This window comes from Serratia sp. LTN-2, from assembly GCF_059740205.1.
The window spans coordinates 361,271-386,504 of the sequence record NZ_JCAXDO010000004.1 but is presented as its reverse complement, the minus strand read 5'-3'; the positions used below and the strand labels follow the sequence as shown (position 1 = coordinate 386,504).

General features: G+C 61.9%; 25 protein-coding genes. 7 read left to right on the top strand and 18 right to left on the bottom strand.

The genetic code is table 11. The annotated features are described in order from the left end of the window. Positions 1–100: 100 nt before the first annotated feature. Genes AC6BYQ_RS11755 through sdhC form a run of 4 tightly spaced genes read right to left on the bottom strand, consistent with a single transcriptional unit; the run spans position 101 to position 3,331 of the window. Positions 101–817 carry a succinate dehydrogenase iron-sulfur subunit gene (locus AC6BYQ_RS11755; protein ID WP_015376975.1) on the bottom strand — a complete coding sequence of 239 codons (717 nt, stop codon included), beginning with the start codon at positions 815–817 and terminating at the stop codon, positions 101–103. Positions 818–833: 16 nt separating this feature from the next. Next, a complete protein-coding gene (gene sdhA / locus AC6BYQ_RS11750) occupies positions 834–2,600 on the bottom strand; it encodes a succinate dehydrogenase flavoprotein subunit (RefSeq protein ID WP_015376974.1) in 1,767 nt (588 codons plus the stop codon). After that, positions 2,601–2,948 (bottom strand): succinate dehydrogenase membrane anchor subunit, encoded by a 348-nt coding sequence (sdhD, locus tag AC6BYQ_RS11745; protein WP_004939891.1) that lies wholly within the window; start codon positions 2,946–2,948, stop codon positions 2,601–2,603. It abuts the gene before it with no gap. Then, complete coding sequence (gene sdhC / locus AC6BYQ_RS11740) at positions 2,942–3,331, bottom strand: succinate dehydrogenase cytochrome b556 subunit (RefSeq protein ID WP_004939893.1); 390 nt, start codon at positions 3,329–3,331, stop codon at positions 2,942–2,944. Before sdhC ends, sdhD begins: the two co-directional genes overlap by 7 nt. 729 nt (positions 3,332–4,060) lie before the next feature. Here sdhC and AC6BYQ_RS11735 point away from each other — a divergent pair. After that, positions 4,061–5,353 (top strand): citrate synthase, encoded by a 1,293-nt coding sequence (locus AC6BYQ_RS11735; RefSeq protein ID WP_016928730.1) that lies wholly within the window; start codon positions 4,061–4,063, stop codon positions 5,351–5,353. Positions 5,354–5,409: 56 nt separating this feature from the next. Here AC6BYQ_RS11735 and nei read toward each other — a convergent pair whose 3' ends face one another. The 12 genes from nei to AC6BYQ_RS11675 form a co-directional block, all read right to left on the bottom strand. Beyond that, a complete protein-coding gene (nei, locus tag AC6BYQ_RS11730) occupies positions 5,410–6,201 on the bottom strand; it encodes an endonuclease VIII (RefSeq protein WP_197667255.1) in 792 nt (263 codons plus the stop codon). A gap of 54 nt (positions 6,202–6,255) precedes the next feature. After that, complete coding sequence (gene pcp / locus AC6BYQ_RS11725) at positions 6,256–6,900, bottom strand: pyroglutamyl-peptidase I (RefSeq protein ID WP_019454038.1); 645 nt, start codon at positions 6,898–6,900, stop codon at positions 6,256–6,258. Between the two features lie 8 nt (positions 6,901–6,908). Next, on the bottom strand, positions 6,909–7,928 hold the full coding sequence (locus tag AC6BYQ_RS11720; protein ID WP_498056900.1) for a DUF979 domain-containing protein: 1,020 nt from the start codon (positions 7,926–7,928) through the stop codon (positions 6,909–6,911). Then, positions 7,925–8,656 carry a DUF969 domain-containing protein gene (locus AC6BYQ_RS11715; protein WP_016928734.1) on the bottom strand — a complete coding sequence of 244 codons (732 nt, stop codon included), beginning with the start codon at positions 8,654–8,656 and terminating at the stop codon, positions 7,925–7,927. The genes AC6BYQ_RS11720 and AC6BYQ_RS11715 overlap by 4 nt, the downstream gene beginning before the upstream one ends. 54 nt (positions 8,657–8,710) lie before the next feature. Further along, complete coding sequence (gene pxpA, locus AC6BYQ_RS11710; protein ID WP_498056899.1) at positions 8,711–9,451, bottom strand: 5-oxoprolinase subunit PxpA; 741 nt, start codon at positions 9,449–9,451, stop codon at positions 8,711–8,713. Next, positions 9,441–10,373 carry a 5-oxoprolinase subunit PxpC gene (gene pxpC, locus AC6BYQ_RS11705; RefSeq protein ID WP_063918906.1) on the bottom strand — a complete coding sequence of 311 codons (933 nt, stop codon included), beginning with the start codon at positions 10,371–10,373 and terminating at the stop codon, positions 9,441–9,443. Before pxpC ends, pxpA begins: the two co-directional genes overlap by 11 nt. Beyond that, positions 10,367–11,023 (bottom strand): 5-oxoprolinase subunit PxpB, encoded by a 657-nt coding sequence (gene pxpB / locus AC6BYQ_RS11700; protein ID WP_025160036.1) that lies wholly within the window; start codon positions 11,021–11,023, stop codon positions 10,367–10,369. Before pxpB ends, pxpC begins: the two co-directional genes overlap by 7 nt. A 158-nt stretch (positions 11,024–11,181) precedes the next feature. Beyond that, positions 11,182–11,925: a type 2 GTP cyclohydrolase I gene (locus AC6BYQ_RS11695; protein ID WP_019454043.1), complete on the bottom strand. Its 744-nt coding sequence runs from the start codon at positions 11,923–11,925 to the stop codon at positions 11,182–11,184. Between the two features lie 18 nt (positions 11,926–11,943). After that, entirely contained in the window at positions 11,944–12,924 is a 981-nt protein-coding gene (locus tag AC6BYQ_RS11690; protein ID WP_019454044.1) for an MBL fold metallo-hydrolase, read from the bottom strand. Positions 12,925–12,946: 22 nt separating this feature from the next. Next, a complete protein-coding gene (gene phrB, locus AC6BYQ_RS11685; protein WP_498056898.1) occupies positions 12,947–14,377 on the bottom strand; it encodes a deoxyribodipyrimidine photo-lyase in 1,431 nt (476 codons plus the stop codon). Positions 14,378–14,392: 15 nt separating this feature from the next. Further along, entirely contained in the window at positions 14,393–15,349 is a 957-nt protein-coding gene (locus AC6BYQ_RS11680; protein WP_019454046.1) for a YbgA family protein, read from the bottom strand. 141 nt (positions 15,350–15,490) lie between these two features. Continuing rightward, the gene (locus tag AC6BYQ_RS11675; RefSeq protein ID WP_004939916.1) at positions 15,491–15,700 is read right to left on the bottom strand and encodes a YbfA family protein; all 210 of its coding nucleotides are present in this window, start codon (positions 15,698–15,700) and stop codon (positions 15,491–15,493) included. A 441-nt stretch (positions 15,701–16,141) separates the two neighbouring features. Here AC6BYQ_RS11675 and AC6BYQ_RS11670 point away from each other — a divergent pair, with 441 nt between their 5' ends. The 6 genes from AC6BYQ_RS11670 to kdpE all read left to right on the top strand — a co-directional run bounded on the left by AC6BYQ_RS11670 (position 16,142) and on the right by kdpE (position 24,079). Next, positions 16,142–16,231, top strand: a complete 90-nt coding sequence (locus tag AC6BYQ_RS11670) for a K(+)-transporting ATPase subunit F (RefSeq protein ID WP_016928742.1) — start codon at positions 16,142–16,144, stop codon at positions 16,229–16,231. Beyond that, the gene (kdpA, locus tag AC6BYQ_RS11665) at positions 16,231–17,919 is read left to right on the top strand and encodes a potassium-transporting ATPase subunit KdpA (RefSeq protein ID WP_498056897.1); all 1,689 of its coding nucleotides are present in this window, start codon (positions 16,231–16,233) and stop codon (positions 17,917–17,919) included. The genes AC6BYQ_RS11670 and kdpA overlap by 1 nt, the downstream gene beginning before the upstream one ends. A gap of 26 nt (positions 17,920–17,945) precedes the next feature. After that, complete coding sequence (gene kdpB, locus AC6BYQ_RS11660; protein ID WP_019454048.1) at positions 17,946–20,015, top strand: potassium-transporting ATPase subunit KdpB; 2,070 nt, start codon at positions 17,946–17,948, stop codon at positions 20,013–20,015. 18 nt (positions 20,016–20,033) lie between these two features. Next, positions 20,034–20,603 carry a potassium-transporting ATPase subunit KdpC gene (kdpC, locus tag AC6BYQ_RS11655; RefSeq protein WP_498056896.1) on the top strand — a complete coding sequence of 190 codons (570 nt, stop codon included), beginning with the start codon at positions 20,034–20,036 and terminating at the stop codon, positions 20,601–20,603. A 73-nt stretch (positions 20,604–20,676) separates the two neighbouring features. Next, positions 20,677–23,373, top strand: a complete 2,697-nt coding sequence (gene kdpD / locus AC6BYQ_RS11650; protein ID WP_074055157.1) for a two-component system sensor histidine kinase KdpD — start codon at positions 20,677–20,679, stop codon at positions 23,371–23,373. 16 nt (positions 23,374–23,389) lie between these two features. Continuing rightward, a complete protein-coding gene (kdpE, locus tag AC6BYQ_RS11645; protein WP_019454051.1) occupies positions 23,390–24,079 on the top strand; it encodes a two-component system response regulator KdpE in 690 nt (229 codons plus the stop codon). Positions 24,080–24,106: 27 nt separating this feature from the next. Here kdpE and AC6BYQ_RS11640 read toward each other — a convergent pair whose 3' ends face one another. Both AC6BYQ_RS11640 and AC6BYQ_RS11635 read right to left on the bottom strand, forming a co-directional pair. Next, positions 24,107–24,406, bottom strand: a complete 300-nt coding sequence (locus tag AC6BYQ_RS11640) for a DUF3861 domain-containing protein (RefSeq protein WP_019454052.1) — start codon at positions 24,404–24,406, stop codon at positions 24,107–24,109. Next, positions 24,406–25,053: a PadR family transcriptional regulator gene (locus AC6BYQ_RS11635; RefSeq protein WP_063918898.1), complete on the bottom strand. Its 648-nt coding sequence runs from the start codon at positions 25,051–25,053 to the stop codon at positions 24,406–24,408. Before AC6BYQ_RS11635 ends, AC6BYQ_RS11640 begins: the two co-directional genes overlap by 1 nt. Between the last annotated feature and the right edge of the window lie 181 nt (positions 25,054–25,234).

The following is a 25,234-nucleotide window of genomic DNA, read 5'->3' as shown; positions in this document are numbered from 1 at the left end:
ACCAGGCTGCATAGCGCCGCAGCCGCGGGTCAGTTTTTAGAGGTTCCCTCCCCTATGGGACGTGCGCCGGAAAAGAGCCCGGCGCAGCATCTCATTCCGTTTATGCGCCGCGTTGCAGCAGCATGGACTTGATATGCCCGATAGCACGCGTCGGGTTCAAGCCTTTAGGACATACACTGACACAATTCATAATGCTATGGCAGCGGAAAACACTAAAAGCGTCGTCCAGATCATCTAAACGTTCTTGCGTTTCCGTGTCACGGCTGTCGATCAGGAAGCGATACGCCGCCAGCAGACCGGCCGGGCCGATGAACTTGTCCGGGTTCCACCAGAACGATGGGCAAGAGGTCGAGCAGCAGGCGCACAGAATGCACTCGTACAGACCGTCCAGCTTGGCGCGCTGCTCCGGCGACTGCAGGTGCTCGCGCGCCGGCGGGTTCTTGCCGTCGTTCAGCAGGTAAGGCTTGATCTTTTCATACTGGGTATAGAACTGGCCCATATCCACCACCAGATCGCGCACCACCGGCAGGCCCGGCAGCGGACGGATCACGATCTTGCCGTTGCCTTTGCGCAGCGACGAAACCGGGGTGATGCACGCCAGGCCGTTTTTACCGTTCATGTTCAGGCCGTCGGAACCGCACACGCCTTCGCGGCATGAGCGACGGAACGACAGGGTCGGGTCTTTTTCTTTCAGCTGGATCAACGCATCCAGCAGCATCATGTCACGGCCTTCTTCCGCTTCCAGGGTGTAGTCCTGCATGTGCGGGGCGTCGTCGACATCCGGATTGTAGCGATAAATGGAAAATTCGAGTTTCATCTGTCGATCTCCGCAATTAGTAAGAACGCACTTTCGGCGGGAATGCCGGGCGCAGCTTCGGTTGCATGTTCACTTCGCGGCGCGTCATGCTTTCCGATTGCGGCAGATACAGCGAATGGCACAGCCAGTTGGCGTCATCGCGTTCCGGGTAGTCGAAGCGGCTGTGTGCGCCACGGCTCTCGGTACGGAAATTGGCCGACACGGCGGTGGAATACGCAGTCTCCATCAGGTTATCCAACTCCAGACACTCGATGCGCTGGGTGTTGAACTCGCTGGAGGTATCGTCCAGGCGTGCGTTCTTCAGACGTTCACGGATCACTTTCAGTTCTTCCAGGCCCTTGGCCATCGCATCGCCTTCGCGGAATACCGAGAAGTTGTGCTGCATGCAAGACTGCAGCGCTTTGCGAATTTCAACCGGGTCTTCGCCGGAACGGGTGTTGTTCCAACGGTTCAGACGGTCCAGCGAGGCTTCCACGTCGGAGTCGCTGGCGTCACGGCTCACGCCCTGCTCTTCCAGCGATTCCTGCAGGTGCATACCGGCGGAACGGCCGAACACCACCAGGTCGAGCAGCGAGTTGCCGCCCAGACGGTTGGCGCCGTGCACCGATACGCAGGCGATTTCGCCCACGGCGAACAGCCCCGGGATCACCACGTCTTCGCCTTTCTCGTTCACGGTCAGCGCCTGACCGGTCACCTTGGTCGGAATGCCGCCCATCATATAGTGACAGGTTGGGATAACCGGGATCGGCTCTTTCACCGGATCGACGTGCGCGAAGGTGCGGGACAGTTCCAGAATGCCCGGCAGACGGGATTCCAGCACCTCTTTACCCAGGTGATCCAGCTTCAGCTTGGCGTGCGGGCCCCAAGGACCGTCGCAGCCGCGGCCTTCGCGGATTTCGATCATGATCGAACGGGCAACCACGTCGCGGCCCGCCAGATCTTTGGCATTCGGCGCATAACGCTCCATGAAGCGCTCGCCGTGTTTGTTCAGCAGGTAACCGCCTTCGCCGCGGCAACCCTCGGTCACCAGCACGCCCGCGCCGGCGATGCCGGTCGGGTGGAACTGCCACATTTCCATGTCCTGCACCGGCACGCCGGCGCGCAGCGCCATGCCGACACCGTCGCCGGTGTTGATGTGGGCGTTGGTGGTGGACTGGTAAATACGGCCTGCGCCGCCGGTCGCCAGCACGGTGGCCTTGGCTTTGAAGTAAACCACTTCACCGGTTTCGATGCAGATAGCCGTGGTGCCGACCACCGCGCCGTCCTGGTTTTTCACCAGATCAAGCGCATACCACTCGGAGAAGATGGTGGTGTGGTTTTTCAGGTTCTGTTGGTACAGGGTGTGCAGCAGCGCATGGCCGGTACGGTCGGCTGCGGCTGCGGTACGCGCCGCCTGCTCGCCGCCGAAGTTCAGCGACTGGCCGCCGAACGGACGCTGATAGATGCGACCGTCGTCCAGACGAGAGAACGGCAGCCCCATGTGTTCCAGTTCCAGAATCGCTTCCGGGCCGGTTTTACACATATATTCGATGGCGTCCTGGTCACCGATATAGTCGGAACCTTTCACCGTGTCGTACATATGCCATTCCCAGTTGTCCTCGTGGCTGTTGCCCAGCGCGACGGTGATGCCGCCCTGTGCGGACACGGTATGGGAACGGGTCGGGAAAACTTTGGACAGCAGGGCACAGGTCGAGCCCGCTTGGGAAATTTGCAGCGCGGCACGCATGCCCGCACCGCCGGCGCCGATTACGACGGCATCAAACTCTCTGACTGGCAGTTTCATTTAAGCACCCCACACTACGATTGTTCCGTACAGTAAATAGACCAGCAACGCGACCACGACAGCCAGCTGCAACACCAGGCGAACCGCCAGCGGCTTGACGTAGTCCGTCAGCACCTGCCACAGCCCGATCCAGGCGTGCACCAGAATCGACAGCAAGGTCAGCAGAGTGAACACTTTCGTAATGGAAGTGGCGAAGAAACCGCGCCAGATGTCATAAGTGAGTTCCGGAGCCGTGACGAAAAAGCCCAGGATATACAGGACGTACAGGGTAATGATGATAGCGGAAGCGCGCAGCAGCAGCCAATCGTGCACGCCGTTGCGCCCTAATGCAGAAACGTTGTTTACCATACGAGGACTCCAGCCAGAACTGACAGCACGACGGTCAGACCGATCGCCACCTGGGCGGAACGGGTGCCGGCGGCCAAACTCTCTTCGATATAGCCAAAATCCATTAACAAGTGACGGATGCCACCGCAAATGTGATAGGCCAGCGCCGTGAGGATGCCCCAGAATATGAATTTGACGATGAAGCTATTCATGATGGCGGCCGCCTGCAGGAACCCCTCTTGGGAAGAGAGTGACAGGCCCAGCAGCCAGAGGAGGATACCCACGGCAACGAAGGTAATTACGCCAGAGACTCGGTGTAAGATAGACGCTATCGCAGTTACGGGGAACCGGATCGTTTGCAGATCCAAGTTGACAGGTCGTTGTTTTTTCACGTATTTGCCCACACAGCTCTTATTATTTTCCTTCCTCCGGGCCTGGGCGGGGATCAGACAGCGTTAAGAGCCTAAAACCCTTACACGTCACGCGCTCAAACATCAACATCCTCTGTGCTCAAACGGCGCGCATTTATAACGCTGGGTGCTCCTACTTCAGGGTAATCCGGAGACCTGGCGGCAGTATAGGAGGATCACATTCTGATTACAATTCTCATACAACCGCTTTGATAACATTTCCCCCGAACAGTGATTCAGATCACGGATTTCACAATTAGTGCAAAATTAATTATCTGATTTGACAAGAGATCAACATTTCCATTACATATAGGGGCACAAACGGTCCTATGATGCGCTATGGGTCAGCAGATACACTTCCTCCCGGGTTCGAGTTATGCAACAGTGTATTTGGCGAACCTATCCCAATAGCCGTTGTTTCCCGCTCGAGTTTGCCGGCGTCAAAAGCAAATAAAGCACATAAAAACAGATTATTGGGATAGGTTCACATCTCTTCGAACAGCTCATAGGTAAGATTAACAGACTATAACGAATTACTATGAATCGTTAACAACTGGTCACCCGTCTCGTTCGCCTGGTCAGCACTCTGTACCCTACCCGCGCACAGTTGCGCAGTCGCTCACAGAGTTAGCGTCCGCACCATTTTTTTGCGGGCAACCTGCAGAGATTTAAGGTATTTCAGTTGTTAGTGGTTTTTAAAATAAGGCGCTAAGGAGACAGTAAATGACTGATAAGAAAGCGACGCTAACCATTAATGACAGCGAAGCTCCGATCGAACTGGGCGTATTGACACCGACACTGGGCCCCGATGTCCTCGATGTCCGCGCTCTGGGTTCCAAAGGTTATTTCACATTTGATCCCGGCTTTACCTCCACCGCTTCTTGCGAATCCAAGATTACCTTCATCGACGGCGACAAAGGCGTGCTGCTGCACCGCGGCTTCCCTATCGAGCAGCTGGCGAAAGAATCTTCCTACCTGGAAGTGTGCTACATCCTGCTGTACGGCGAGACCCCAACGCCGGAAGAATTCGAAACCTTCAAGACCACCGTGACCCGCCACACCATGATCCACGACCAGATCACCCATCTGTTCCGTGGCTTCCGTCGCGACTCGCACCCGATGGCGGTGCTGTGCGGCGTGACCGGCGCGCTGGCGGCGTTCTACCACGATGCGCTGGACGTTAACAACGAGCGTCACCGTGAAATCACCGCGTTCCGTCTGCTGTCCAAAATGCCGACCGTGGCGGCGATGTGCTACAAATACTCCCTGGGCCAGCCGTTCGTTTATCCGCGCAACGATCTGTCCTATGCCGGCAACTTCCTGCATATGATGTTCGCCACCCCGTGCGAAGAGTACGTGGTGAACCCGGTGCTGGAGCGCGCCATGGATCGCATCCTGATCCTGCACGCCGACCATGAGCAGAACGCCTCCACCTCGACCGTGCGCACCGCCGGCTCTTCCGGCGCCAACCCGTTCGCCTGCATCGCGGCCGGCATCGCCTCCCTGTGGGGACCGGCGCACGGCGGCGCCAACGAAGCGGCGCTGAAAATGCTGGAAGAGATCAAGACCGTCGAGCACATTCCAGAGTTCATCAAACGCGCCAAGGACAAGAACGACTCCTTCCGCCTGATGGGCTTCGGCCACCGCGTGTACAAGAATTACGATCCGCGCGCCACCGTGATGCGCGAAACCTGTCACGAAGTGCTGAAAGAGCTGAACAAGAAGGACGACAACCTGCTGCAGGTGGCGATGGAGCTGGAACACATCGCGCTGAACGACCCGTACTTCATCGAGAAGAAACTGTACCCGAACGTCGACTTCTACTCCGGCATCATCCTGAAGGCGATGGGCATTCCTTCTTCCATGTTCACCGTCATCTTCGCCATCGCGCGCACCATCGGCTGGATCGCCCACTGGAACGAAATGCACGACGAAGGCATCAAAATTGCCCGTCCGCGTCAGCTGTACACCGGCTATGCCGAGCGTGATTTCAAATCCCAGCTGAAAAACAAGTAAGCCGCCTTCCCGGCTGAAACGTACAGCGCCGCCCTTTCGGGCGGCGTTTTTTTTGGCTATTTCTGGCAGCCCGGGCACCAATAGAACGGCCGCGACGACAACTCGGTGCGCACGATCATCCCACCGCAGCGTTCGCACGGCTCGCCGCTGCGATGAAACACCTTGAAGCGAAACAGCGCGCCGTGATGACGGTTGTCATCCGCCTGCCCGCGCGTCTGGTAGGAAAGGCGCGGCACCGCCAGCAATGCCTCCGCCAGGTGGCGCAGCGCCTCTGGCGTCAGATCCTGCGGTTTGTGCTGCGGCGCCAGTTCGGCCTGCCACAGGATTTCGGCGCGCAGATAGTTGCCCAATCCGGCAAGAAACGCCTGATCGAGCAGCATGCCGCTCAGTTGCCGGCGGCGAAAACGCGGCGTCAGCAACCGCTCCGCCACATCGTCTACCGTCAGCGACATGTCCAACACATCGGGGCCGATGCGTTGCAAAAACGGGTGTTGCTCTATTTCCTCGCGCGGCCCGACGGTAATATCGGAAGCGCTGTAGAGCAATATCGCGCGGTGGGCGGTTTCCAGCCGCACCCGCAGATCGCGCTTGGTCTCCGGCGTCTCCCCCGCCGCCGCCACTTTCCACACGCCGTACAGCTGGTTATGGCTGTACATCGTCAGCCCGTTGGAAAAGTGGGTCAACAGCGCCTTGCCGCGCGGCTCGATGGCGACGATGCGCTCGCCGAGCAAACGCTGGCGATAATGTTTCAGCTGAGGAAAAGCGAAATCGACGGCGGTCAGCGGCTGATCGATCACCGCTGCCGCCAGTTTGTCCGCCGCCCGGCGAATCTCCGGTCCTTCCGGCATAGACCACTCCTTACGTAGACCCGGCGCAGCCCGATGCGCCGGGGATTATCAGGCTTAATGCGTTGCACCGCCCGCCACTTTCAGATCGTGCTCCACCTGCAAAGCGATGGAAACGGCCAGCTCCAGCGCAAACAGCACCGTCGAGGCCGCCATGCTCGGCGCGCCGGGGTGCGCCGCCGCCTGTTCCGGCAGGTACGGGATATGAATAAACCCACCCTTCACCTCGCGCTGGCCGCTCAGCCGGTGCAACAAGCCATACATGACATGGTTGCACACGTAGGTGCCGGCGGTCTGCGAAACGGAGGCCGGAATGCCGGCCTCGCGCATCGAACTGACCATCGCCTTGATCGGCAAGGTGCTGAAATAGGCCGCCGGGCCGCCGGCGACGATCGGCTCGTCCACCGGCTGCTGCCCCTGATTGTCGGGAATGCGCGCATCGTCGACGTTGATCGCCACCCGCTCAATCGTGATATCGGTGCGGCCGCCGGCCTGGCCGACAGCCAACACCATCAGCGGCTGCACCTCATCGATCGCCGCGTTGAGCGCCTCCAGCGCCGCACCGAACACGCACGGCAGCTGGCGCGCCACAATGCGCGTACCGACCAGTTCCAGATCGTTGAGCTGCTTCACCACTTCCCAGGAAGGGTTGAGGCGCTCACCGCCAAACGGCTCGAAGCCGGTAATCAATACTTTTTGCATCCTTACTCCTACAGGAACATCAGGAAATACAGCAGGAACACGTTAACCAACAGCAGCAGCACGCCGGTCGGCACCTGCGCCTTGATCACCGCATTCTTGTCCGGCAGCTCCAGCAGCGCCGCCGGCACAATGTTGAAGTTCGCCGCCATCGGCGTCATCAGGGTGCCGCAATAGCCGGAGAACATGCCGATCGCCGCCATCACCGCCGGGTTGCCGCCGTGTTGCAGCACCAGGATCGGAATGCCGATGCCGGCGGTGACGATCGGGAACGCGGCGAAGGCGTTGCCCATCACCATGGTCAGCACCGCCATACCGATAGCGTAGACCGCCACGGCGATAAAGCGGTTATCCACCGCCAGATACTCCTGGGTTAAATGCGAGATCGCGGTGCCGACGCCGGCGACGGTAAACAGCAGGCCCAGCGTGGCGAGGATCTGCGGCAGAATGAACGCCCAGCCGATCGAATCCAGCAGGCGCCGCGCTTCCTGCACCGGCTGCAACGCCTTCTCATGGGTCATTTTCACCGCGATCGCCAGGCCAATCAGGCAGCCGACGGTCATCGAGAACAGCGTGATCAGCGTCGCGTGGTTACCGCTGCCGAACACTGCGCTTTGCAACGCCGGCACGTTGTTGAACAGCAGCACGCCGATCACCGTCACCACCGGGATCGCCAGGGCGGGGATAAACAGCCTGTTGCCCAACCGCTTGGCGCTGGCCTCGCGCTCCTGCGGCGTTCGCTGATGATAGCTGCCGAGGCGCACGCCGCCGAAGCCGGCGATCAGGGCCATCACCACCACCACCACGCCAACGATGATGTGCAGCATGCGTTTCTCGTTGCTGCCTTCGCCGAGCACATCGCCCAGCAGGCGGTAAGTCCAGTCGCCGACCAGGAACACCAGGCCGTACAGCCCCCAAAACAGCCCGGTGGTGATGCGGCGCGGGTTGGCGCGATCGCGAAAGGACATCACCGCCACAATCAGCAGCACCGCGCCGGCCAGCCAGTAGAGATATTGTTGCTGGAAGTTCATCGTGCTTCCCCCTTCGCCTGCAGCGCCGCCTGATTCAGCTGCGCCAGCTCGGCGCTCAGCTGTTTATCCATCCGATACAGCCGGAAAGCGTGGATCAGGAAAGCGAAAATGGCGGTCGGAATGCCCCACAGCGCGATATGCAATGGCTCGGTCTGAATGCCGCCGGACTCCAGCATAAAGTTGTGCATGAAGATGATCGCGCCGAAGGCCACGAAGATATCTTCGCCGAAGAACAGCCCGACGTTGTCGGTGGCGGCCGACATGGCGCGCAGGCGGTGGCGGGTGCGCTCCGGCAGCTCGCCGTAGCGGTTTTCCGTCGCCCCTTCTGCCATCGGCGCCAGCAGCGGCCGCACCATCTGCGGGTGCCCGCCCAGGCTGGTCAAGCCCATCGCCGCAGTAATCTCGCGCACGAACAGGTACACGATCAGCAGCCGGCCGGCGGTGGCGCTTTTGATCTTGGCGATCCACGCCTGCGCCCGCTCTTTCAACCCGTGGCGCTCCAGCAGACCGATCACCGCCAGCGGCAGCAGCAGGATCAGCGGCAGGTTACGGGTGTTGAGAAAGCCTTCGCCGAGCTTTTCCAGAATGACGTCCAGCGGCATCAGCGCCGCCAGACCGGTGATGATGCCGGCGGCGATGACCACCAGCACCGGGTTGAAACGCAATACAAACCCGACCACGATAGCGGCGATGCCGATCAGTGGCCAGAGATTCACGGCCTGTTCCATAGTCTTCCCTCGATATTTTCTAATAGTTTTTTGCTTGTGATGTTGTGTCTTGCTTTACTGCTCCGCGCTGACGCGGATCCCCTGCTGGACAAAACTGTCCCGCAGCTTGCGCGCATACGCCAGCGCATGCTCGCCGTCCCCATGCAGGCAGACGGTTTCCGCCTGAACCGCGGTCCAGACGCCATCCACGCTGCGCACCCGGTGATGGCGCACCATCTCCAGCGTTTGCGCCAGCGCCTGCTCGTCGTCCTCGATAAGCGCCCCCGGCAAGCCGCGCGGCACCAGTGTGCCATCGGCCTGGTAGCCGCGATCGGCGAACACCTCCTGCCGGGTGGTCAGACCGAGCTTTTCCCCGGCGCGGATCAGCTCGCTGCCGGCCAGCCCCACCAACCGCAGCGCCGGATCGACCGCCTGCACCGCCCGGGCGATCGCTTCCGCCAGCGCCGGCTCAACCGCCGCCTGGTTGTACAGCATGCCGTGCGGCTTGACGTGCACCATCACTCCGCCCTCGGCGCGGGCGATAGCCGCCAGCGCCCCGAGCTGGTACACCACCTGCGCGTACACCGTTTCCGGCGGCAGCTGCATGCGGGTGCGGCCGAAGTTCTCCCGATCGGGAAAACTCGGGTGGGCGCCGATCGCCACGCCGTACTCCAATGCCCAGCGCACCGACTGACGCATGGTCTGCGCATCGCCGGCGTGGAAGCCGCAGGCGATGTTGGCCGAGCTCACCAATTGCAGCAGCGCCTGGTCGTTGGCGCAGCCTTCGCCGAGATCGGCGTTCAAATCAACGATCATGTAACCCCCAGGCAATCTGTCGAAGAAAGAGATCCTGCTCGGCCTTGGCGCGCTGCGCCTCCGCCAGTGAGCAGAGAACGAAGTGGATCGGTTCGCCGAGTCGGATCTGCGCCAAATGGTAGAGATCGGCTTCGATCACGCAGGCAATACGCGGGTAACCGCCGGTGGTTTGCGCATCGGCCATCAGCACGATCGGCTGGCCGTTGTGCGGCACCTGCACCACGCCGGGCAACAGGCCGTGCGACAGCATCTCGCGGTCGGTGGTGCGCTCCAGCGGCGTGCCGCCGTGCAGACGGTAACCCATGCGGTTGCTCTGCGGGCTGAGCTGCCAAGCGGCGCGCCAGAACGTCTCCTGTGCCTCTTCGCTGAATTCAGCGTACTCCGGCCCCGGCAACGCGCGGATGCGATTGGTGAACAGCAGTTGCTTCACGCCGCAGGAATGCTGCGGTTGAGCGGCAGATTTGCCGAGCGGCAACCGGTCGCCGTCCTTCAGATTACGCCCCTCGCATCCGCCAAAGGCGGCTTTCATATCGGTGCTGCGCGAGCCCAGCATTTCCGGCACGGCGATGCCGCCGGAGATCGCCAGGTAGCTGCGCATGCCGCGTTTCGGCGTGCCCAGCGCCAGCCGCTGCCCCTTTCTCACCGGATAGCGCCAGCCGGTCCACAGCGGTTTGCCGTCCAGCTGCGCGTCGCAGCCGGCGCCGGTCAGGGCGATCCAGCCAGAGCGGGTAAACTCGGCGCTGAACTGGCCGAGGGTGATCTCCAGCCCGGCGGCCTCCGGCGTATTGCCCACCAGCAGGTTGGCTATCTTCAGCGCCGGTTGATCCAGCGCTCCGCCGGTGCTGATGCCCAGACGGCGGAATCCCTCGCGGCCCAAATCCTGCACCGTGGTATAGATGCCGGCACGCAGAATAATCAGCATACGCCCTCCTTCTGTGGCACGAAGCGTACGTTATCGCCCGGGCGCAGCAACGTCGGCGGCATTTCATGCGGATTGAACAGCGCCAGCGGCGTGCGGCCAATCAGCTGCCAGCCACCGGGCGTCACCAGCGGATAGATGCCGGTCTGGCCACCGCCGATGCCGACGGAGCCGGCCGCCACCGCCAGACGCGGTTCAGCACGGCGCGGCGTCGCCAGTTGTTCCGGCATGCCACCCAAATAGGAGAAGCCCGGCTGAAAGCCGAGGAAATAGACCACATAGGCCGCCGCCGCGTGGCATTCCACCACCTGTTGCGGCGTCATGCCGGTATGACGCGCCACCTCATCCAGGTCGGGGCCCTGTTCCCCGCCGTAGATAACCGGAATATCCACCTGACGCGATTCCGGCGTCAGGCTCTCTTTGCTCTCCCACCCCTGCTGCAGCAATGCCAGCATCGCTTCGGCGTCGGCCTGCGGCGTATGCAGCAACAGCGTCAGGTTATTCATCCCCGGCACCACTTCCCGCACGTCGGGATGGTGATTCAGCTTTTCCGCCAGCGCCCAAATGCGCCGCTGGCTGGGCAGCGTCACCGGCGGCGACAGTTCAAGCACCACCGCTCTTTCACCCAACAGGTAACATCGTGCTTGTTGCACCCTTATTCTCCTTATTATTATCGCGATGAAAAACACACCAGTTATGCGTGACGCGGCCCCGGCTGTCAATAGAACGCAACCATAGGGAAAATAAGGAAATAGCACGGTAAAAGGATTCAGCCGGCGCACAGGCCGGGCTGGATCCGGGGAAGAAGAAATCAGGCGGGATTCGGGATATCGATAAAGGTCACATCAAAGCCGTGGTGCTGAGCCAGCCACTCTCCCAACGCTTTCACGCCGCCGCGCTCGGTGGCGTGGTGACCGGCGGCGAAGAAGTGAACGCCCATTTCGCGCGCGCTGTGGATGGTCTGCTCAGAGACTTCACCGCTGATAAAAGCATCGACGCCAAAGCGCGCCGCGCTGTCGATAAAGCCCTGGCCGCCGCCGGTGCACCAGGCCACCCGGCGAATGTGCTCAGGCGCGTTATCGCCGCAGTGCAACACCGCGCGCCCCAGCCGGCTTTCGATACGCTGCTGCAGCGCTTCGCCGGTCAGCGGCTGTTCAAATTCGCCGTGCGGCACCAGCGGCTCGACCTCGCCAATCACCCGAATGCCCAGCGCCTGCGCCAGCTGCGCGTTGTTGCCCAGCACCGGATGCGCGTCCAGCGGCAAATGATAGCCGTACAGGTTGATGTCGTGGGTCAGCAACGTTTTCAGGCGATTGCGTTTCATGCCGCGTACCGCCGGCGCCTCGTTTTTCCAGAAATAGCCGTGGTGTACGATAATCGCGTCGGCCTGATGCGCCACCGCGGCGTCCAGCAGCGCCTGACAGGCGGTGACGCCGGTCACGATACGCTGTACATGCGCACGCCCCTCTACCTGCAAACCGTTGGGGGCGTAGTCCTGAAACGCCGCAGCGTTCAGTTCCGTGTTGATCAGTTGTTCCAGATCGAGGTTACGCATTCTCTTCTCTCTTCATAGTCAAAATGTCTGTCGGTCGCCCTGCGCCATCAGGATGAATTTCACCCCCAGATCGTTGCCCTGCGCCAGCTGCTGCGCAATGGCGGCGCGCGCGTCTTCGCCCTGCTTCAGGCTGGGCTTGATGTGGCTGATGACCACCGGCAGACCGTTCAGCGAGCCTTCGCCGCCGCTGTACTGCGTCAGGTTCTTCAGCTCCTTCAGCAGCCAGGCCGGCGTCAAATGGCCGTACAGATGTTTGTCCTCCACCCCGTTGGGATAAGAGGTTTCGATAATCATGCCTTTGAGCTTTTTCTGCTCGACAAGCGGCCCCAGCGTGCGCCAGACGGTATCGAGATCGCGCGACTGCTCCACCTTATCCGGCCCGGTATCGCCGAAATAGGCGAAGAACTCGTTGCCGTTGGAAATCAGCAGCATCGACGACGGGTAGCGATCGTGGCTGAGCGGGTACATCACGCCGGTCAACCCGGTCAGGCCGAGGGTAAACCGCTGCTGCGGCCGCACCGTTTGCAGCCGGTAGGTGCCCAGCCGCGCACCGTTGCCGGCGTCGGTAAAGTTCGGCCAGGCCTTCCAGTTAAAGTAGTGATTACGCAAGGTCAGCACGGTGTCCGCCTGGGCGTAAACGGTTTTTTTATTGTCTTCCGGCGAGCCGACGATCAGCCCCGCCACGTGGTCCAGATGGCCGTGGCTGATAAAGTAGCTGCCAATCAACTGCCGGAACACATAGCCCTGCGGCGTATAAGGCGCGGCCAGCTCGGGCGACACCTGCGGGAAGCTGCCCTTCTCCAGTCCTTTGGCGATGCCCGGCAGCAGCGAACCGGCGTCCAGCGCCACATACTGCGGCTGATTGTCGCTGCGGATCAGGTAGGAAGTCAGGTTGCCGTCGCTGACGCCGCCATCGACGCCCAGCGCCACCACGTCAAAGCCGGCGATCGCCAGCGCGGAATAGCCGCTCAGGCACAGGGCCAACACCTTTTTCATCATTGCGTCGCTCCTTGCAGTTGCCTCAAGACTCTCCCCGTTTCGCCGCCTCGAACGCCGCCAGCGTCTCCAGACGGGCTTGCTTATGATCGACGATCGGCAGCGGGTAATTCAGCACGCATGGCTGCTTTTCCGCCCAACGGTGAGGATGATGGATGTCATTGTCGGGCACATCCGCCAGTTCCGGCAACCATTTACGGATAAAAGTGCCTTGTGGATCAAAACGTTCACCCTGCGTTGTCGGGTTGAAGATGCGGAAATACGGCGCGGCGTCGGTGCCGGTGGAAGCCGCCCACTGCCAGCCGCCGTTGTTGGCCGCCAGATCGCCGTCCAGCAATTGCGACATGAAATAACGCTCACCGGCCCGCCAGTCAATCAGCAGGTCCTTCACCAGGAAACTGGCGCTGATCATGCGCAGCCGGTTGTGCATCCAGCCGGTGGCGTTCAGCTGGCGCATGGCGGCATCGACGATCGGGTAACCGGTCTCGCCCCGCTGCCAGGCCTGCAGCTTCGCCGCGTCATCGCACCAGCGCACCTTGTCCGTCCAGGCGATAAACGGCCGATGGCGGCACAGCTCGGGATAGGCCACCAGCAGATGGCGGTAGAACTCGCGCCAAATCAGCTCGTTGAGCCAGGCGAAGGCACCGCTCTCGCGATCTTCCAGCAACTGCGGGCATTCGGCACGCAGGCGGTTGAAGCACTGGCGCGGCGACAGCGCGCCGATCGTCAGATAGGGCGACAGGCTGCTGGTACCGGCGAGAGCCGGCAGATCGCGCTGGCGAAGGTAATCCTGCACCTGCTCGCGGCAAAAGGCGCGCAGCCGCTGCAGCGCGGCCTCCTCGCCGGCGGGATAGCCATCCCCGATGTCTGCCGTAGGGTAATCGAACGCCGCCGGCGCCTCAGGCGCAGGCAACGCGCCACCGGCACGGGTTTTCGGTGCCGGCAGGCAGTTGAGCTCGGACTCGGTCAGGCGATGAATGAAGGCGTTGCGAAACGGCGTATAGACCTTGTACATCTCCCCGCCGCCGGTTTGCACGCTGCCCGGCGGCAACAGCAGGCTGTCATCAAAACCGTGGCACGTTACCCGTCCATTCAACTGCAGCTCCAGCCGCGCATCGCGTCGCCGTTCATTCAGTTCGTACTGGCGATTGTAAAACAGCGCATCCACCTGCTCCCGCCGGCAATAGTCCGCCAGCCAGTCGATCGAAGCGGCAAAATCCGTGCCGGCATGGCAATGCAACGCAATGCCTTTTTGCGCCAGCGCCTGCTGCACCGCCCGCAGACTGGCGTGGATCAGCGCCGCCTGCCGCGGCGCCATCTCATGTTGCCGCCACTGCTGCGGGGTGGCGATAAACACAGCCAGCACCCGGGCTTCGGGATCGCTGCAGGCAGCGTGCAGCGCTTTGTTGTCGGTGATACGCAGATCGTTACGCAACCAGACCAGATGAGTGGTCATAAAACTCCTTGTCAATCAATGGCCGTAACGCAAACGCAGCGCCTCCGGGTAAGGTTCGAAATAGCGTTGTTCCGCCAGATAGCGGTCGGGGTATTCCGCCATGTAATGTTTAAGCAGCGCGATCGGCGCCAACAGCGGCTGCATGCCCTGCCGATAACGGTCGATCAGGTGCGCCAGCTCCTGGCGTTGCGCCGCGCTGAGCTGACGGCGGAAATAGCCCTGCACGTGCATCAACACGTTGGTGTGGTTGCGGCGCGTCGCCTTGTGCGCCAACAGCGCCATCAGGCGGCTGCGGTATTCCACAGCGAAGGCTTCCAACGAGTCCCAGCGGTGAATATCGGCGACGAAGCGCCCCAGCTCGCGATACGCCGGCTGCGAATGCGCCAGCAGTGAAAGCTTGTAGCGGCTGTGAAACGCGATCAGCCCGCCGCGGGTCAGCCCCTGACGCCACAGCATATTCAGCTCGTACAGCGCGTACACCCGTTCAATGAAGTTTTCCCGCAGTGCCGCATCCTGCAATCGTCCGTCTTCTTCCACCGGCAGCCACGGCATCTGACGCAGCAGTTCAGCGGTAAACAGCCCGACGCCGTTTTTACGCGAGTCCTTGCCGTTTTCGCTGTAGACCCGCACTCGCTCCAGGCCGCAGCTCGGCGACTTGGCGCAGACGATATAGCCGCACAGATGCTGCAGCGCCGCCACGCGCTGTGCGGAGAAGCGGCGCATCTCCTCGGTCAGATCCACGCTCGCGTCATTGCTGTAACGCATCGCCGGCCAGGGCTGCGTCTGCTTCACCAGGCGCAGCGCCGGGCGCGGCGTCGGCAGGCCGATCGCCATTTCCGGGCAAACAGGCTCAAAGCGCACATAGGGCGCCAACTGTTCCACCGCAAAGGCCAGCCGCTTGTGGCCACCGTCGAAACGCACCGTCTCGCCCAGTAAACAGGCGCTGATGCCGATAGGGATCTTGTCGCTCATACCGCTCTCCCGTGTTGTTGGCCGATGAGGAAAGTGTAGAAGAACGGCTTGCCGAATACGACCTTACGTTGGGTAGGGGCGGCCAGAGGCATAAAAAAACCCCCGCCGCAGGGCGAGGGTTTTTCGTGAATCGGCAGTGACTCAGTAGAAATCGCAGGACGCCAATTCCGCCTGCTGCAGCCAGACCGGCTTGTCGCTGGTTTTTGACCAGACGCGGTGCAGGTAGCTGTAAAAACGCCCGCGATCACTGCGGAACAGCATCACCGGCAGGGCCAAAATGCCCGCGATCACCACTGCGCTGCGGCGCAGGAGAATCCGATGCAGTGAATAAGCGTGATAGGTAGTAGACATGCGAACCTCCTTAAAAACGCCTGCCGTTGATTTGTCAGGGAAAACGGCGTCGGCGCATCAAATGAACAATCGGTAATTTGGTAACTGGACAAAATTTTAGCGCACTTGATGAAAGTTTACTACTCATCCGACCACTAAATCGCACAAAAAATCGCTAATCACCTCAGCGATTCGTAATTTTGTTACAGACAAGTTAATTTTTAACTAAACATGGGTTACATTGTGGTTATTTCCTGGTTCGTTATCTCCCGCCTCTGCCCGTTCTCATTCAGGCATCAGGCGCAATCTCACCGCGAGCCTGATGCCTGAAACGCCCAATTTCCGCTGAAATTTCAGCCATTTTTATACTTTTTTTACACCCGCCTGCCCGATTTTTTCATCTTCTTTCTACCCCTCTCCCTACACTGCCTCTATCAAAAACAACACCTCTGGAGGTGTCCCGTGAGTTTCAGCGTTATTGGTGGTGCGCTGTTGGTTCTGCTGCTGTTGGCCTATCTGGTCTACGCCCTGTTTAACGCGGAGGATTTCTGATGGCGGCTTCAGCCTTTTTACTGATCGCCAGCTTCCTGCTGGTGCTTCTTCTGCTGGCCCGGCCGCTGGGCGGCTTTATGGCGCGCCTGATCGAAGGTGAGCCGCTGCCTGCGCTACGCGGGGTGGAAGCCGGCGTCTGGCGTGCCTGCGGCATTCGCGCCACCGAGATGAACTGGTGGCAGTACGCGCTGGCGATCCTGGCGTTCAACCTGCTCGGCCTGGCGCTGCTGTTCGCCTTGCTGATGACGCAGGGCTCGCTGCCGCTCAACCCGCAAGGCTTCCCGGGCCTCTCCTGGGATCTGGCGCTCAACACCGCCGTCAGCTTCGTCACCAACACCAACTGGCAGGCCTACAGCGGCGAAAGCGCCCTCAGCTATTTCAGCCAAATGGCCGGGCTGGCGGTGCAGAACTTCGTCTCCGCCACCACCGGCATCGCCGTGGCCTTTGCGCTGATCCGCGCCTTTACCCGCCGCGCCGGCAAGACCGTCGGCAACGCCTGGGCCGATCTGTTCCGCATCACGCTGTACGTGCTGCTGCCGATCGCGCTGCTGATCGCCCTGTTCTTCGTCAGCCAGGGCACGCTGCAAAACTTCCTGCCTTACCTGCACGTCACCACGCTGGAAGGCGCGCAGCAGACGCTGCCAATGGGGCCGGTGGCCTCGCAGGAAGCGATCAAGATGCTCGGCACCAACGGCGGCGGCTTCTTCGGCGCCAACTCGGCGCATCCGTTCGAAAACCCGACCGTGTTGACCAACTTCGTGCAGATGCTGGCCATCTTCCTGATCCCCTGCGCGCTGTGCTTCTCCTTCGGCCAACTGGCCGGTGAAAACCGCCAGGGCCATGCGCTGATCTGGGCGATGGCGCTGATCTTCGTGGTGGCGGTGGTGGTGGTGATGTATGCCGAGCTGGCGGGCAACCCGCACCTGAGCGCACTGGGCGCCGACAGCAACATCAATATGGAAGGCAAAGAGTCGCGCTTCGGCATTCTCGCCACCAGCCTGTTCTCGGTGGTGACCACCGCCGCGTCCTGCGGGGCGGTCAACGCCATGCACGACTCCTTCACCGCGCTGGGCGGTATGGTGCCGATGTGGCTGATGCAGATCGGTGAAGTGGTGTTCGGCGGCGTCGGCTCCGGTCTGTACGGCATGCTGCTGTTCGTGATGCTGACGGTGTTTATCGCCGGTCTGATGATCGGCCGCACCCCGGAATACCTGGGCAAGAAAATCGACGTCTATGACATGAAGATGACCGCGTTGGCGATCCTGGTCACGCCGACGCTGGTATTGCTGGGCAGTGCGCTGGCCATCGGCACCGACGCGGGCCGCGCCGGCATCCTCAACCCGGGCGCTCACGGCTTCAGCGAAGTGCTGTACGCCCTGTCTTCCGCCGCCAACAACAACGGCAGCGCCTTCGCCGGGTTGAGCGTCAATACGCCGTTCTACAACCAGCTGCTGGCCTTCGCCATGTTCGTCGGCCGCTTCGGGGTGATCCTGCCGGTGCTGGCGATCGCCGGTTCACTGAGCGCCAAGCAACGCCAGCCGGCGGGCAACGGCACCCTGCCGACCTATGGGCCGCTGTTCATCGGCCTGCTGATCGGCACCGTGCTGCTGGTGGGGGCGCTGACCTTCGTGCCGGCGCTGGCGCTGGGCCCGGTGGCCGAGCATTTGCAACTTTGGTTGGCAAACTAACCGACGTCACAGAGAGAGAATAAGAGATGACTCGCAAACAACGCGCGCTGTTTGAACCGGCTCTGGTGCGCACCGCGCTGATCGATGCGCTGAAAAAACTGGACCCTCGCGTTCAATGGCGCAATCCGGTGATGTTCGTGGTGTATATCGGCAGCATTCTGACCACCGCCATCTGGCTGGCGATCCTCACCGGCCAGACCGACGGCGCCGCCGCCTTTACCGGCAGCGTCTCCCTGTGGCTGTGGTTCACCGTGCTGTTCGCCAACTTCGCCGAAGCGCTGGCCGAAGGCCGCAGCAAGGCCCAGGCGGAAAGCCTGAAGGGCACCAAGAAAACCAGCTGGGCGAAAAAGCTGGCCGGCCCGCGCCGCGACGGCGCCACGGAGAAAGTGGCCGCCGAGAGCCTGCGCAAAGGCGATATCGTGCTGGTGGAAGCCGGTGACACCATCCCATGCGACGGCGAGGTGCTGGAAGGCGGCGCTTCGGTGGATGAAAGCGCCATCACCGGCGAATCCGCGCCGGTGATCCGCGAGTCCGGCGGCGACTTCTCCTCGGTCACCGGCGGCACCCGCGTGCTGTCCGACTGGCTGGTGGTGCAGTGCAGCGTCAATCCGGGGGAAACCTTCCTCGATCGCATGATCGCCATGGTGGAGGGCGCCAAGCGCCGCAAAACGCCGAACGAGATCGCGCTGACCATTCTGCTGGTGGCGTTGACCATCGTGTTCGTGCTGGCCACCGCCACCCTGTTCCCGTTCTCGCAGTACAGCGTCGAAGCGGCCGGCAGCGGCAGCGTGGTCACCATCACCGTGCTGGTCGCGCTGCTGGTCTGCCTGATCCCCACCACCATCGGCGGCCTGCTGTCCGCCATTGGCGTGGCCGGGATGAGCCGCATGCTCGGCGCCAACGTGATCGCCACCAGCGGGCGCGCGGTGGAAGCCGCCGGCGACGTGGACGTGCTGCTGCTGGATAAAACCGGCACCATCACGCTGGGCAACCGTCAGGCCTCAGAGTTTTTGCCGGCGCCGGGCGTGAAAGAACAGGAACTGGCGGACGCCGCGCAACTGGCCTCGCTGGCGGACGAAACGCCGGAAGGCCGCAGCATCGTGGTGCTGGCCAAACAGCGTTTTAACCTGCGCGAACGCGATCTGCAGGCGCTGAATGCCACCTTCGTGCCCTTCTCCGCCCAGACCCGCATGAGCGGCGTCAACGTGCAGGAGCGCATGATCCGCAAAGGCGCAGTGGACGCCATTCGCCGCCACGTCGAATCCAATCAGGGGCACTTCCCGCGGGCGGTGGACGATCTGGTGGAAAGCGTGGCCCGCACCGGCGGCACGCCGCTGGTGGTGGCGGAAGGCGCACGGGTGCTGGGCGTGGTGGCGTTGAAGGATATCGTCAAGGGCGGCATCAAGGAGCGCTTCAATGAGCTGCGCAAGATGGGCATCAAAACGGTGATGATCACCGGCGATAACCCGCTGACCGCAGCGGCGATCGCCGCCGAAGCCGGGGTGGATGACTTCCTGTCGGAAGCCACGCCGGAAGCCAAGCTGGCGCTGATCCGCCAGTATCAGGCGGAGGGCCGCCTGGTGGCGATGACCGGCGACGGCACCAACGACGCCCCGGCGCTGGCGCAGGCCGATGTGGCGGTGGCGATGAACTCCGGCACCCAGGCCGCCAAAGAGGCGGGCAACATGGTCGATCTGGATTCCAACCCGACCAAGCTGATCGAAGTGGTACACATCGGCAAGCAAATGCTGATGACACGCGGCTCGCTGACCACCTTCAGCATCGCCAACGACGTGGCCAAATACTTCGCCATCATTCCGGCGGCGTTCGCGGCCACCTATCCGCAGCTGAACGCGCTGAACGTGATGCACCTGCACTCTCCCGCCTCCGCCATCATGTCGGCGGTGATCTTCAACGCTCTGGTGATCGTGTTCCTGATCCCGCTGGCGCTGAAAGGGGTGAGCTACAAACCGATGAGCGCCGCGGCCCTGCTGCGCCGCAACCTGTGGTTGTATGGGGTCGGCGGTCTGCTGGTGCCGTTCATCGGCATCAAACTGATCGACCTGATCCTGGTCGCGCTGCACGTCGCCGGTTAACCATTGAGGGAAATGAACATGATGTATTTACGACCTGCGCTGGTGATGCTGATCCTGCTGACGCTGATCACCGGCATCGCCTATCCGCTGCTGACCACCGGGCTGGCGCAGCTGCTGTTTCCGGGCGCGGCCAACGGTTCGCTGCTGTACCGGGATGACAAGGCGGTCGGCTCCGCGCTGATCGGCCAGAACTTCACGCGCGCCGACTATTTCTGGGGCCGTCCTTCGGCCACCGGTGATTCGGCCTATAATCCACTGGCCTCTGCCGGCAGCAACCTGGCGGCCACCAACCCGGCGCTGGATAAGGCTATCGCCGAACGCGCGGCGCAGCTGCGCCAGGCCAATCCGGCGATGAGCGGCCCGATCCCAGTGGATCTGCTGACCGCCTCCGGCAGCGGGTTGGATCCGCAGATTTCGATCGCCGCCGCACAGTATCAGCTGGCGCGGGTCGCGGCGGCGCGCCATCTGCCGCCGGAGCAGGTCGCCAAACTGATCGACGACAACGTCGATCGGGCCACGCCCAACTTCATGGGAGAATCGGTGGTCAACGTACTGAAGCTGAACCTGGCGCTGGATGCGTTGAAGTAACGCGTCGGATTCAGCATAGTGATAGGGTTCGGCGTGCCGAACCCCTTTTTGCTTGGTAACACAAGGAATTGTCATGGTCGAAGAAGAACAGCAGCGTCCCGATCCCGACAGCCTGCTGGCGCTGGCCAATGAAAAACCGCGCGGACGGTTGAAGGTATTCTTCGGCGCCTGCGCCGGCGTGGGTAAAACCTACGCCATGCTGCAGGAGGCCCAGCGCTTACGCGCTCAGGGGCTGGACGTGCTGGTCGGCGTGGTGGAAACCCACGGCCGCAGCGAGACCGCCGCCCTGCTCGACGGCCTGGCGCTGCTGCCGCAAAAACGCATTCAGCATCGCGGCCGACTGGTGCATGAATTCGATCTCGACGCCGCGCTGGCGCGCCACCCGGCGCTGATCCTGATGGACGAACTGGCGCACAGCAACGCCCACGGCTCGCGTCACCCCAAACGCTGGCAGGATGTGGAAGAGCTGCTGGACGCCGGCATCGACGTGCTGACGACCGTCAACGTACAACATCTGGAAAGCCTTAACGACGTGGTGGGCGGCGTGACCGGCGTGCGGGTGCGCGAAACGGTGCCTGACCACGTGTTTGACGAGGCCAGCGAAGTGGTGCTGGTCGATCTGCCGCCGGACGATCTGCGCCGGCGGCTGCACGAAGGCAAAGTGTACATTCCCGGCCAGGCCGAGCGCGCCATCGAGCATTTCTTCCGTAAAGGCAACCTGATCGCCCTGCGCGAGCTGGCACTGCGTCGCACCGCCGATCGGGTCGATGACCAGATGCGCGAGTTTCGCGATACGCAAGGGCGCGAGAAAGTGTGGCACACCCGCGACAGCATTCTGCTGTGCGTCGGCCACAACAGCGGCAACGAAAAGCTGGTACGCATCGCCGCCCGGCTGGCTGCGCGGCTAGGCTGCCACTGGCATGCAGTCTATGTGGAAACCCCCAAGCTGCACCGGCTGCCGGAAAACCAGCGCCGCGCCATTCTGCGCGCGCTGCGGTTGGCGCAGGAGCTGGGCGCTGAAACCGCCACCCTGGCCGATCCGTCCGAAGAGCGGGCAGTGCTGCGCTACGCCCGCGAGCATAACCTCGGCAAAATCATCATCGGCCGCCGCAGCGAGCAACGCTGGAAGCTGCGCGGCAGCTTCGCCGATCGCCTCGGCCGGCTGGGCCCGGATCTCGATCTGGTGATCGTCGCGCTGGAAAGCGACAACGCGCAGCCGCCGCCGGGCAAAGAGCACGACGGCCGCGGCTTCAACGAGAAATGGCGCATGCAGCTGCGCGGTTGCGCGGTCGCCGTGGCGCTGTGCGCGCTGATTACCCTGCTCTCCCAGTGGCTGCTGCCGGGCTTCGATCAGGCCAACCTGGTGATGGTCTATTTGCTCGGCGTGGCGATCGTCGCGCTGTTCTTCGGCCGTTGGCCATCGGTGCTGGCGGCGGTGATCAACGTCGCCAGTTTCGATCTGTTCTTCGTCCAGCCCGAATGGTCGTTCGCCGTTAGCGATATGCAATACCTATTGACCTTCGGCGTGATGCTCGCCGTCGGCATCATCATCGGCAACCTGACCGCCGGGGTGCGTTATCAGGCCCGGGTAGCGCGCTACCGCGAGCAGCGGGCGCGCCACCTGTACGAAATGTCGCGCGGGCTGAGCCGCGCGCTGACCGTGGCCGACATCGCCAATACCAGCCGCCACTTCCTCTCCAGCAGCTTCCAGGCGAAAACCGTACTGCTGCTGCCGCAGGAGGACGGCCGGCTGCAGCAAATGGTCGGCGAAGAAGGCGGCCTGCTGTCGGTAGACGAGGCCATCGCGCGCTGGAGCTTCGACAAGGGGTTGCCGGCCGGCGCCGGCACCGACACCCTGCCCGGCGTGCCTTATCAGCTGCTGCCGCTCAATACCCCCAAGCAGACCTTCGGCCTGCTGGCGATCGAGCCCAACAACCTGCGCCAGCTGATGGTGCCGGAACAGCAGCGGCTGCTGCAGACTTTCGCGGTGCTGATCGCCAGCGCGCTGGAGCGGCTGCACCTGGCGCGCAGCGCCGAAGAAGCCAAGCTGGACGCCGAACGCGAACAGCTGCGCAACTCGCTGCTGGCGGCGCTGTCGCACGATCTGCGCACGCCGCTGACCGTGCTGTTCGGCCAGGCGGAAATTCTCACGCTGGACCTGGCGGCCGAAGGTTCCAATCACGCCACCCAGGCCAGTCAGATCCGCCAGCAGGTGCTGAGTACCACCCGGCTGGTGAACAACCTGCTGGATATGGCGCGCATCCAATCCGGCGGTTTCAGCCTGCGTAAAGAGTGGCAGTCGCTGGAAGAGATCGTCGGCGCCTCGCTGCACATGCTGGAGCCGCTGCTCAGCCAGCATCCGATCGTGGTCGAGCTGCCGCCGGAACAGATCCTGGTCAACTGCGACGGCAGCCTGCTGGAACGGGTGTTCACCAACCTGTTGGAAAACGCCAATAAATACGCCGGCGCCGAGGCCACCATCGGCATTCGCGCCCGCACGCTGCCCGAGTGGCTGGAAGTCGAGGTCTGGGATAACGGCCCCGGCATCCCCGCCGATCAGCTGCAGCTGATTTTCGACAAGTTTTCACGCGGCAATAAAGAGTCGGCGATCCCCGGCGTCGGCTTGGGGTTAGCCATTTGCCGTGCCATTATTGAAGTACATGATGGCCGCATCTGGGCGGAAAACGGCGCCAACGGCGGCGCCAGCTTCCGCTTCGTGCTGCCGCTGGAAAAACCGCCCGAGATCGACGGCGATGCCTTCGATCTGTAATCAACGCAGGGGAAACGTGAGCATAACGCCAACCAACATTCTGATTGTTGAAGATGAAAAAGAGATCCGCCGCTTCGTGCGCACCGCGCTGGAGAGCGAAGGCCTGCGGGTGTTTGAAAGTGAAACCCTGCAACGCGGGCTGATTGAGGCCGGTACGCGCAAACCGGATCTGATCATCCTTGATTTGGGCTTACCGGATGGCGACGGGCTGAGCTACATCCGCGATCTGCGGCAGTGGAGCGCCATTCCGGTGATCGTGCTGTCGGCGCGCAACGCCGAAGAGGACAAAATCGCCGCGCTGGACGCCGGCGCCGACGACTATCTCAGCAAACCGTTCGGCATCGGCGAACTGTTGGCGCGGGTGCGGGTCGCGCTGCGCCGCCACTCCGCCAGCCAGCAGGAAAGCCCGCTGGTGAGCTTTTCGGAAATCACCGTCGATCTGGTCAACCGCCGGGTGCTACGCAACGACGAAGATCTGCACCTGACGCCGATAGAGTTTCGCCTGTTGGCGGAACTGCTGGCCAACGCTGGCAAGGTGATTACCCAACGCCAGCTGTTGAGCCATGTCTGGGGGCCGAACTACGTGGAACACAGCCACTACCTGCGCATCTACATGGGCCATCTGCGGCAGAAGCTGGAAGCCGATCCGGCCCGGCCCAAACATCTGCTGACCGAAACCGGCGTCGGCTATCGTTTCATGCCTTAACCCCGACGGGCGCGGTTTGCCGCGCCTTTACGCCGCCGGGCCCTTCTTCAAGCCAACCATAAATTCTTTAAACGCCTCGCGCAGCGGAGCGAACACCGGATGTTTGCGGTTTTCAATCATCACTTCGGAGAACAGTTTCAACCCTACCGCGAAGGCCGCGCTCTGTTCAGGGCCGAAGTTCAGATCGTCACGCGCCCGGATGCGCTCGACGATCTCGAGAATATCGTCGTGGTTAGTCACCTCAAAACTCAGCGGTGTTTTCTCGACGGGGTTGCCCTGGCGATCGCTCAGGGCTTCAACGGTAATGTTAAAACGGTGGCCGGGCATCAGTTCTTCTCCTGCTGCGTGGGTTGAATTTGCATTTCGCTTTCGATCGCCGCCACGGCGGTCAACAGCGCGGCGTTGATGCGCTCCACCTGCTGCGGCGTAAGATCGGCGCGCATCACGTTGCCGCGCAGCAGACTGCGCAGACGGTTCATGGCGTCGTAAATGCCTTCCGCCAGGTTGCCGTGCCGATGATGCTCGCGGCCGGCGCCCGCCAGACGCGCCAGAATGACTTCAACTACCTGTTGATGCTTTTGCAGCTCGCCCTCGCCCGCCGTGGTGATGCGGTAGCTTTTGCGGCCGTTGCCGGTGGTGAGCGGTTCGAGAAAATCCTGCTCTTCCAGCAGCGTCAGCGTGGGGTAAATCACCCCCGGGCTCGGCACGTACAGGCCGGAAGAGGCTTCTTCGATCGCTTTGATCAATTCGTACCCGTGGCTGGGCTTGCGCGCCACCAGCGCCAGCAGTACCAGGCGCAGATCGCCGTGTTCGAACAGGCGATGACGCCCGCCGCGGCCACCGCGCCCGCCTCGGCCATGCTCTTCGCCGTCGCCGCCGAAGTGATGGCGCCCGCCGCGATGATGGCGGCCATCGCCTGCTTCGCATTCATGGTGGTGGTGGTGATGCCGGTGCAAACCTAATCGATGAAACATGGTGTGATACCTCGCTTTAACAGTGAACATCAATACGAGGTTGTTTAGATATATCTAAACAGCGTCGATAACGCTAATCTAGATCGATATATCTAAATGCGCAAGCCTGCGCCGAGAAAAAGATATATCTAAATTACAGGCATAAAAAAAGCGCTGTAAAAACAGCGCTTTTTATCAGACA

Coding starts and splice junctions, on each gene's coding strand:
- pxpA (WP_498056899.1), bottom strand. CDS start 9,451: ATGATCGTTGATTTGAACGCCGATCTCGGCGAAGGCTGCGCCAACGAC.
- kdpA (WP_498056897.1), top strand. CDS start 16,231: ATGGCGGCTTCAGCCTTTTTACTGATCGCCAGCTTCCTGCTGGTGCTT.
- AC6BYQ_RS11640 (WP_019454052.1), bottom strand. CDS start 24,406: ATGCCCGGCCACCGTTTTAACATTACCGTTGAAGCCCTGAGCGATCGC.
- AC6BYQ_RS11735 (WP_016928730.1), top strand. CDS start 4,061: ATGACTGATAAGAAAGCGACGCTAACCATTAATGACAGCGAAGCTCCG.
- AC6BYQ_RS11715 (WP_016928734.1), bottom strand. CDS start 8,656: ATGGAACAGGCCGTGAATCTCTGGCCACTGATCGGCATCGCCGCTATC.
- AC6BYQ_RS11680 (WP_019454046.1), bottom strand. CDS start 15,349: ATGAGCGACAAGATCCCTATCGGCATCAGCGCCTGTTTACTGGGCGAG.
- sdhD (WP_004939891.1), bottom strand. CDS start 2,948: ATGGTAAACAACGTTTCTGCATTAGGGCGCAACGGCGTGCACGATTGG.
- phrB (WP_498056898.1), bottom strand. CDS start 14,377: ATGACCACTCATCTGGTCTGGTTGCGTAACGATCTGCGTATCACCGAC.
- AC6BYQ_RS11635 (WP_063918898.1), bottom strand. CDS start 25,053: ATGTTTCATCGATTAGGTTTGCACCGGCATCACCACCACCACCATGAA.
- pcp (WP_019454038.1), bottom strand. CDS start 6,900: ATGCAAAAAGTATTGATTACCGGCTTCGAGCCGTTTGGCGGTGAGCGC.
- nei (WP_197667255.1), bottom strand. CDS start 6,201: ATGCCGGAAGGACCGGAGATTCGCCGGGCGGCGGACAAACTGGCGGCA.
- AC6BYQ_RS11755 (WP_015376975.1), bottom strand. CDS start 817: ATGAAACTCGAATTTTCCATTTATCGCTACAATCCGGATGTCGACGAC.
- pxpC (WP_063918906.1), bottom strand. CDS start 10,373: ATGCTGATTATTCTGCGTGCCGGCATCTATACCACGGTGCAGGATTTG.
- AC6BYQ_RS11720 (WP_498056900.1), bottom strand. CDS start 7,928: ATGAACTTCCAGCAACAATATCTCTACTGGCTGGCCGGCGCGGTGCTG.
- AC6BYQ_RS11690 (WP_019454044.1), bottom strand. CDS start 12,924: ATGATGAAAAAGGTGTTGGCCCTGTGCCTGAGCGGCTATTCCGCGCTG.
- AC6BYQ_RS11695 (WP_019454043.1), bottom strand. CDS start 11,925: ATGCGTAACCTCGATCTGGAACAACTGATCAACACGGAACTGAACGCT.
- sdhA (WP_015376974.1), bottom strand. CDS start 2,600: ATGAAACTGCCAGTCAGAGAGTTTGATGCCGTCGTAATCGGCGCCGGC.
- kdpB (WP_019454048.1), top strand. CDS start 17,946: ATGACTCGCAAACAACGCGCGCTGTTTGAACCGGCTCTGGTGCGCACC.
- AC6BYQ_RS11675 (WP_004939916.1), bottom strand. CDS start 15,700: ATGTCTACTACCTATCACGCTTATTCACTGCATCGGATTCTCCTGCGC.
- kdpC (WP_498056896.1), top strand. CDS start 20,034: ATGATGTATTTACGACCTGCGCTGGTGATGCTGATCCTGCTGACGCTG.
- kdpD (WP_074055157.1), top strand. CDS start 20,677: ATGGTCGAAGAAGAACAGCAGCGTCCCGATCCCGACAGCCTGCTGGCG.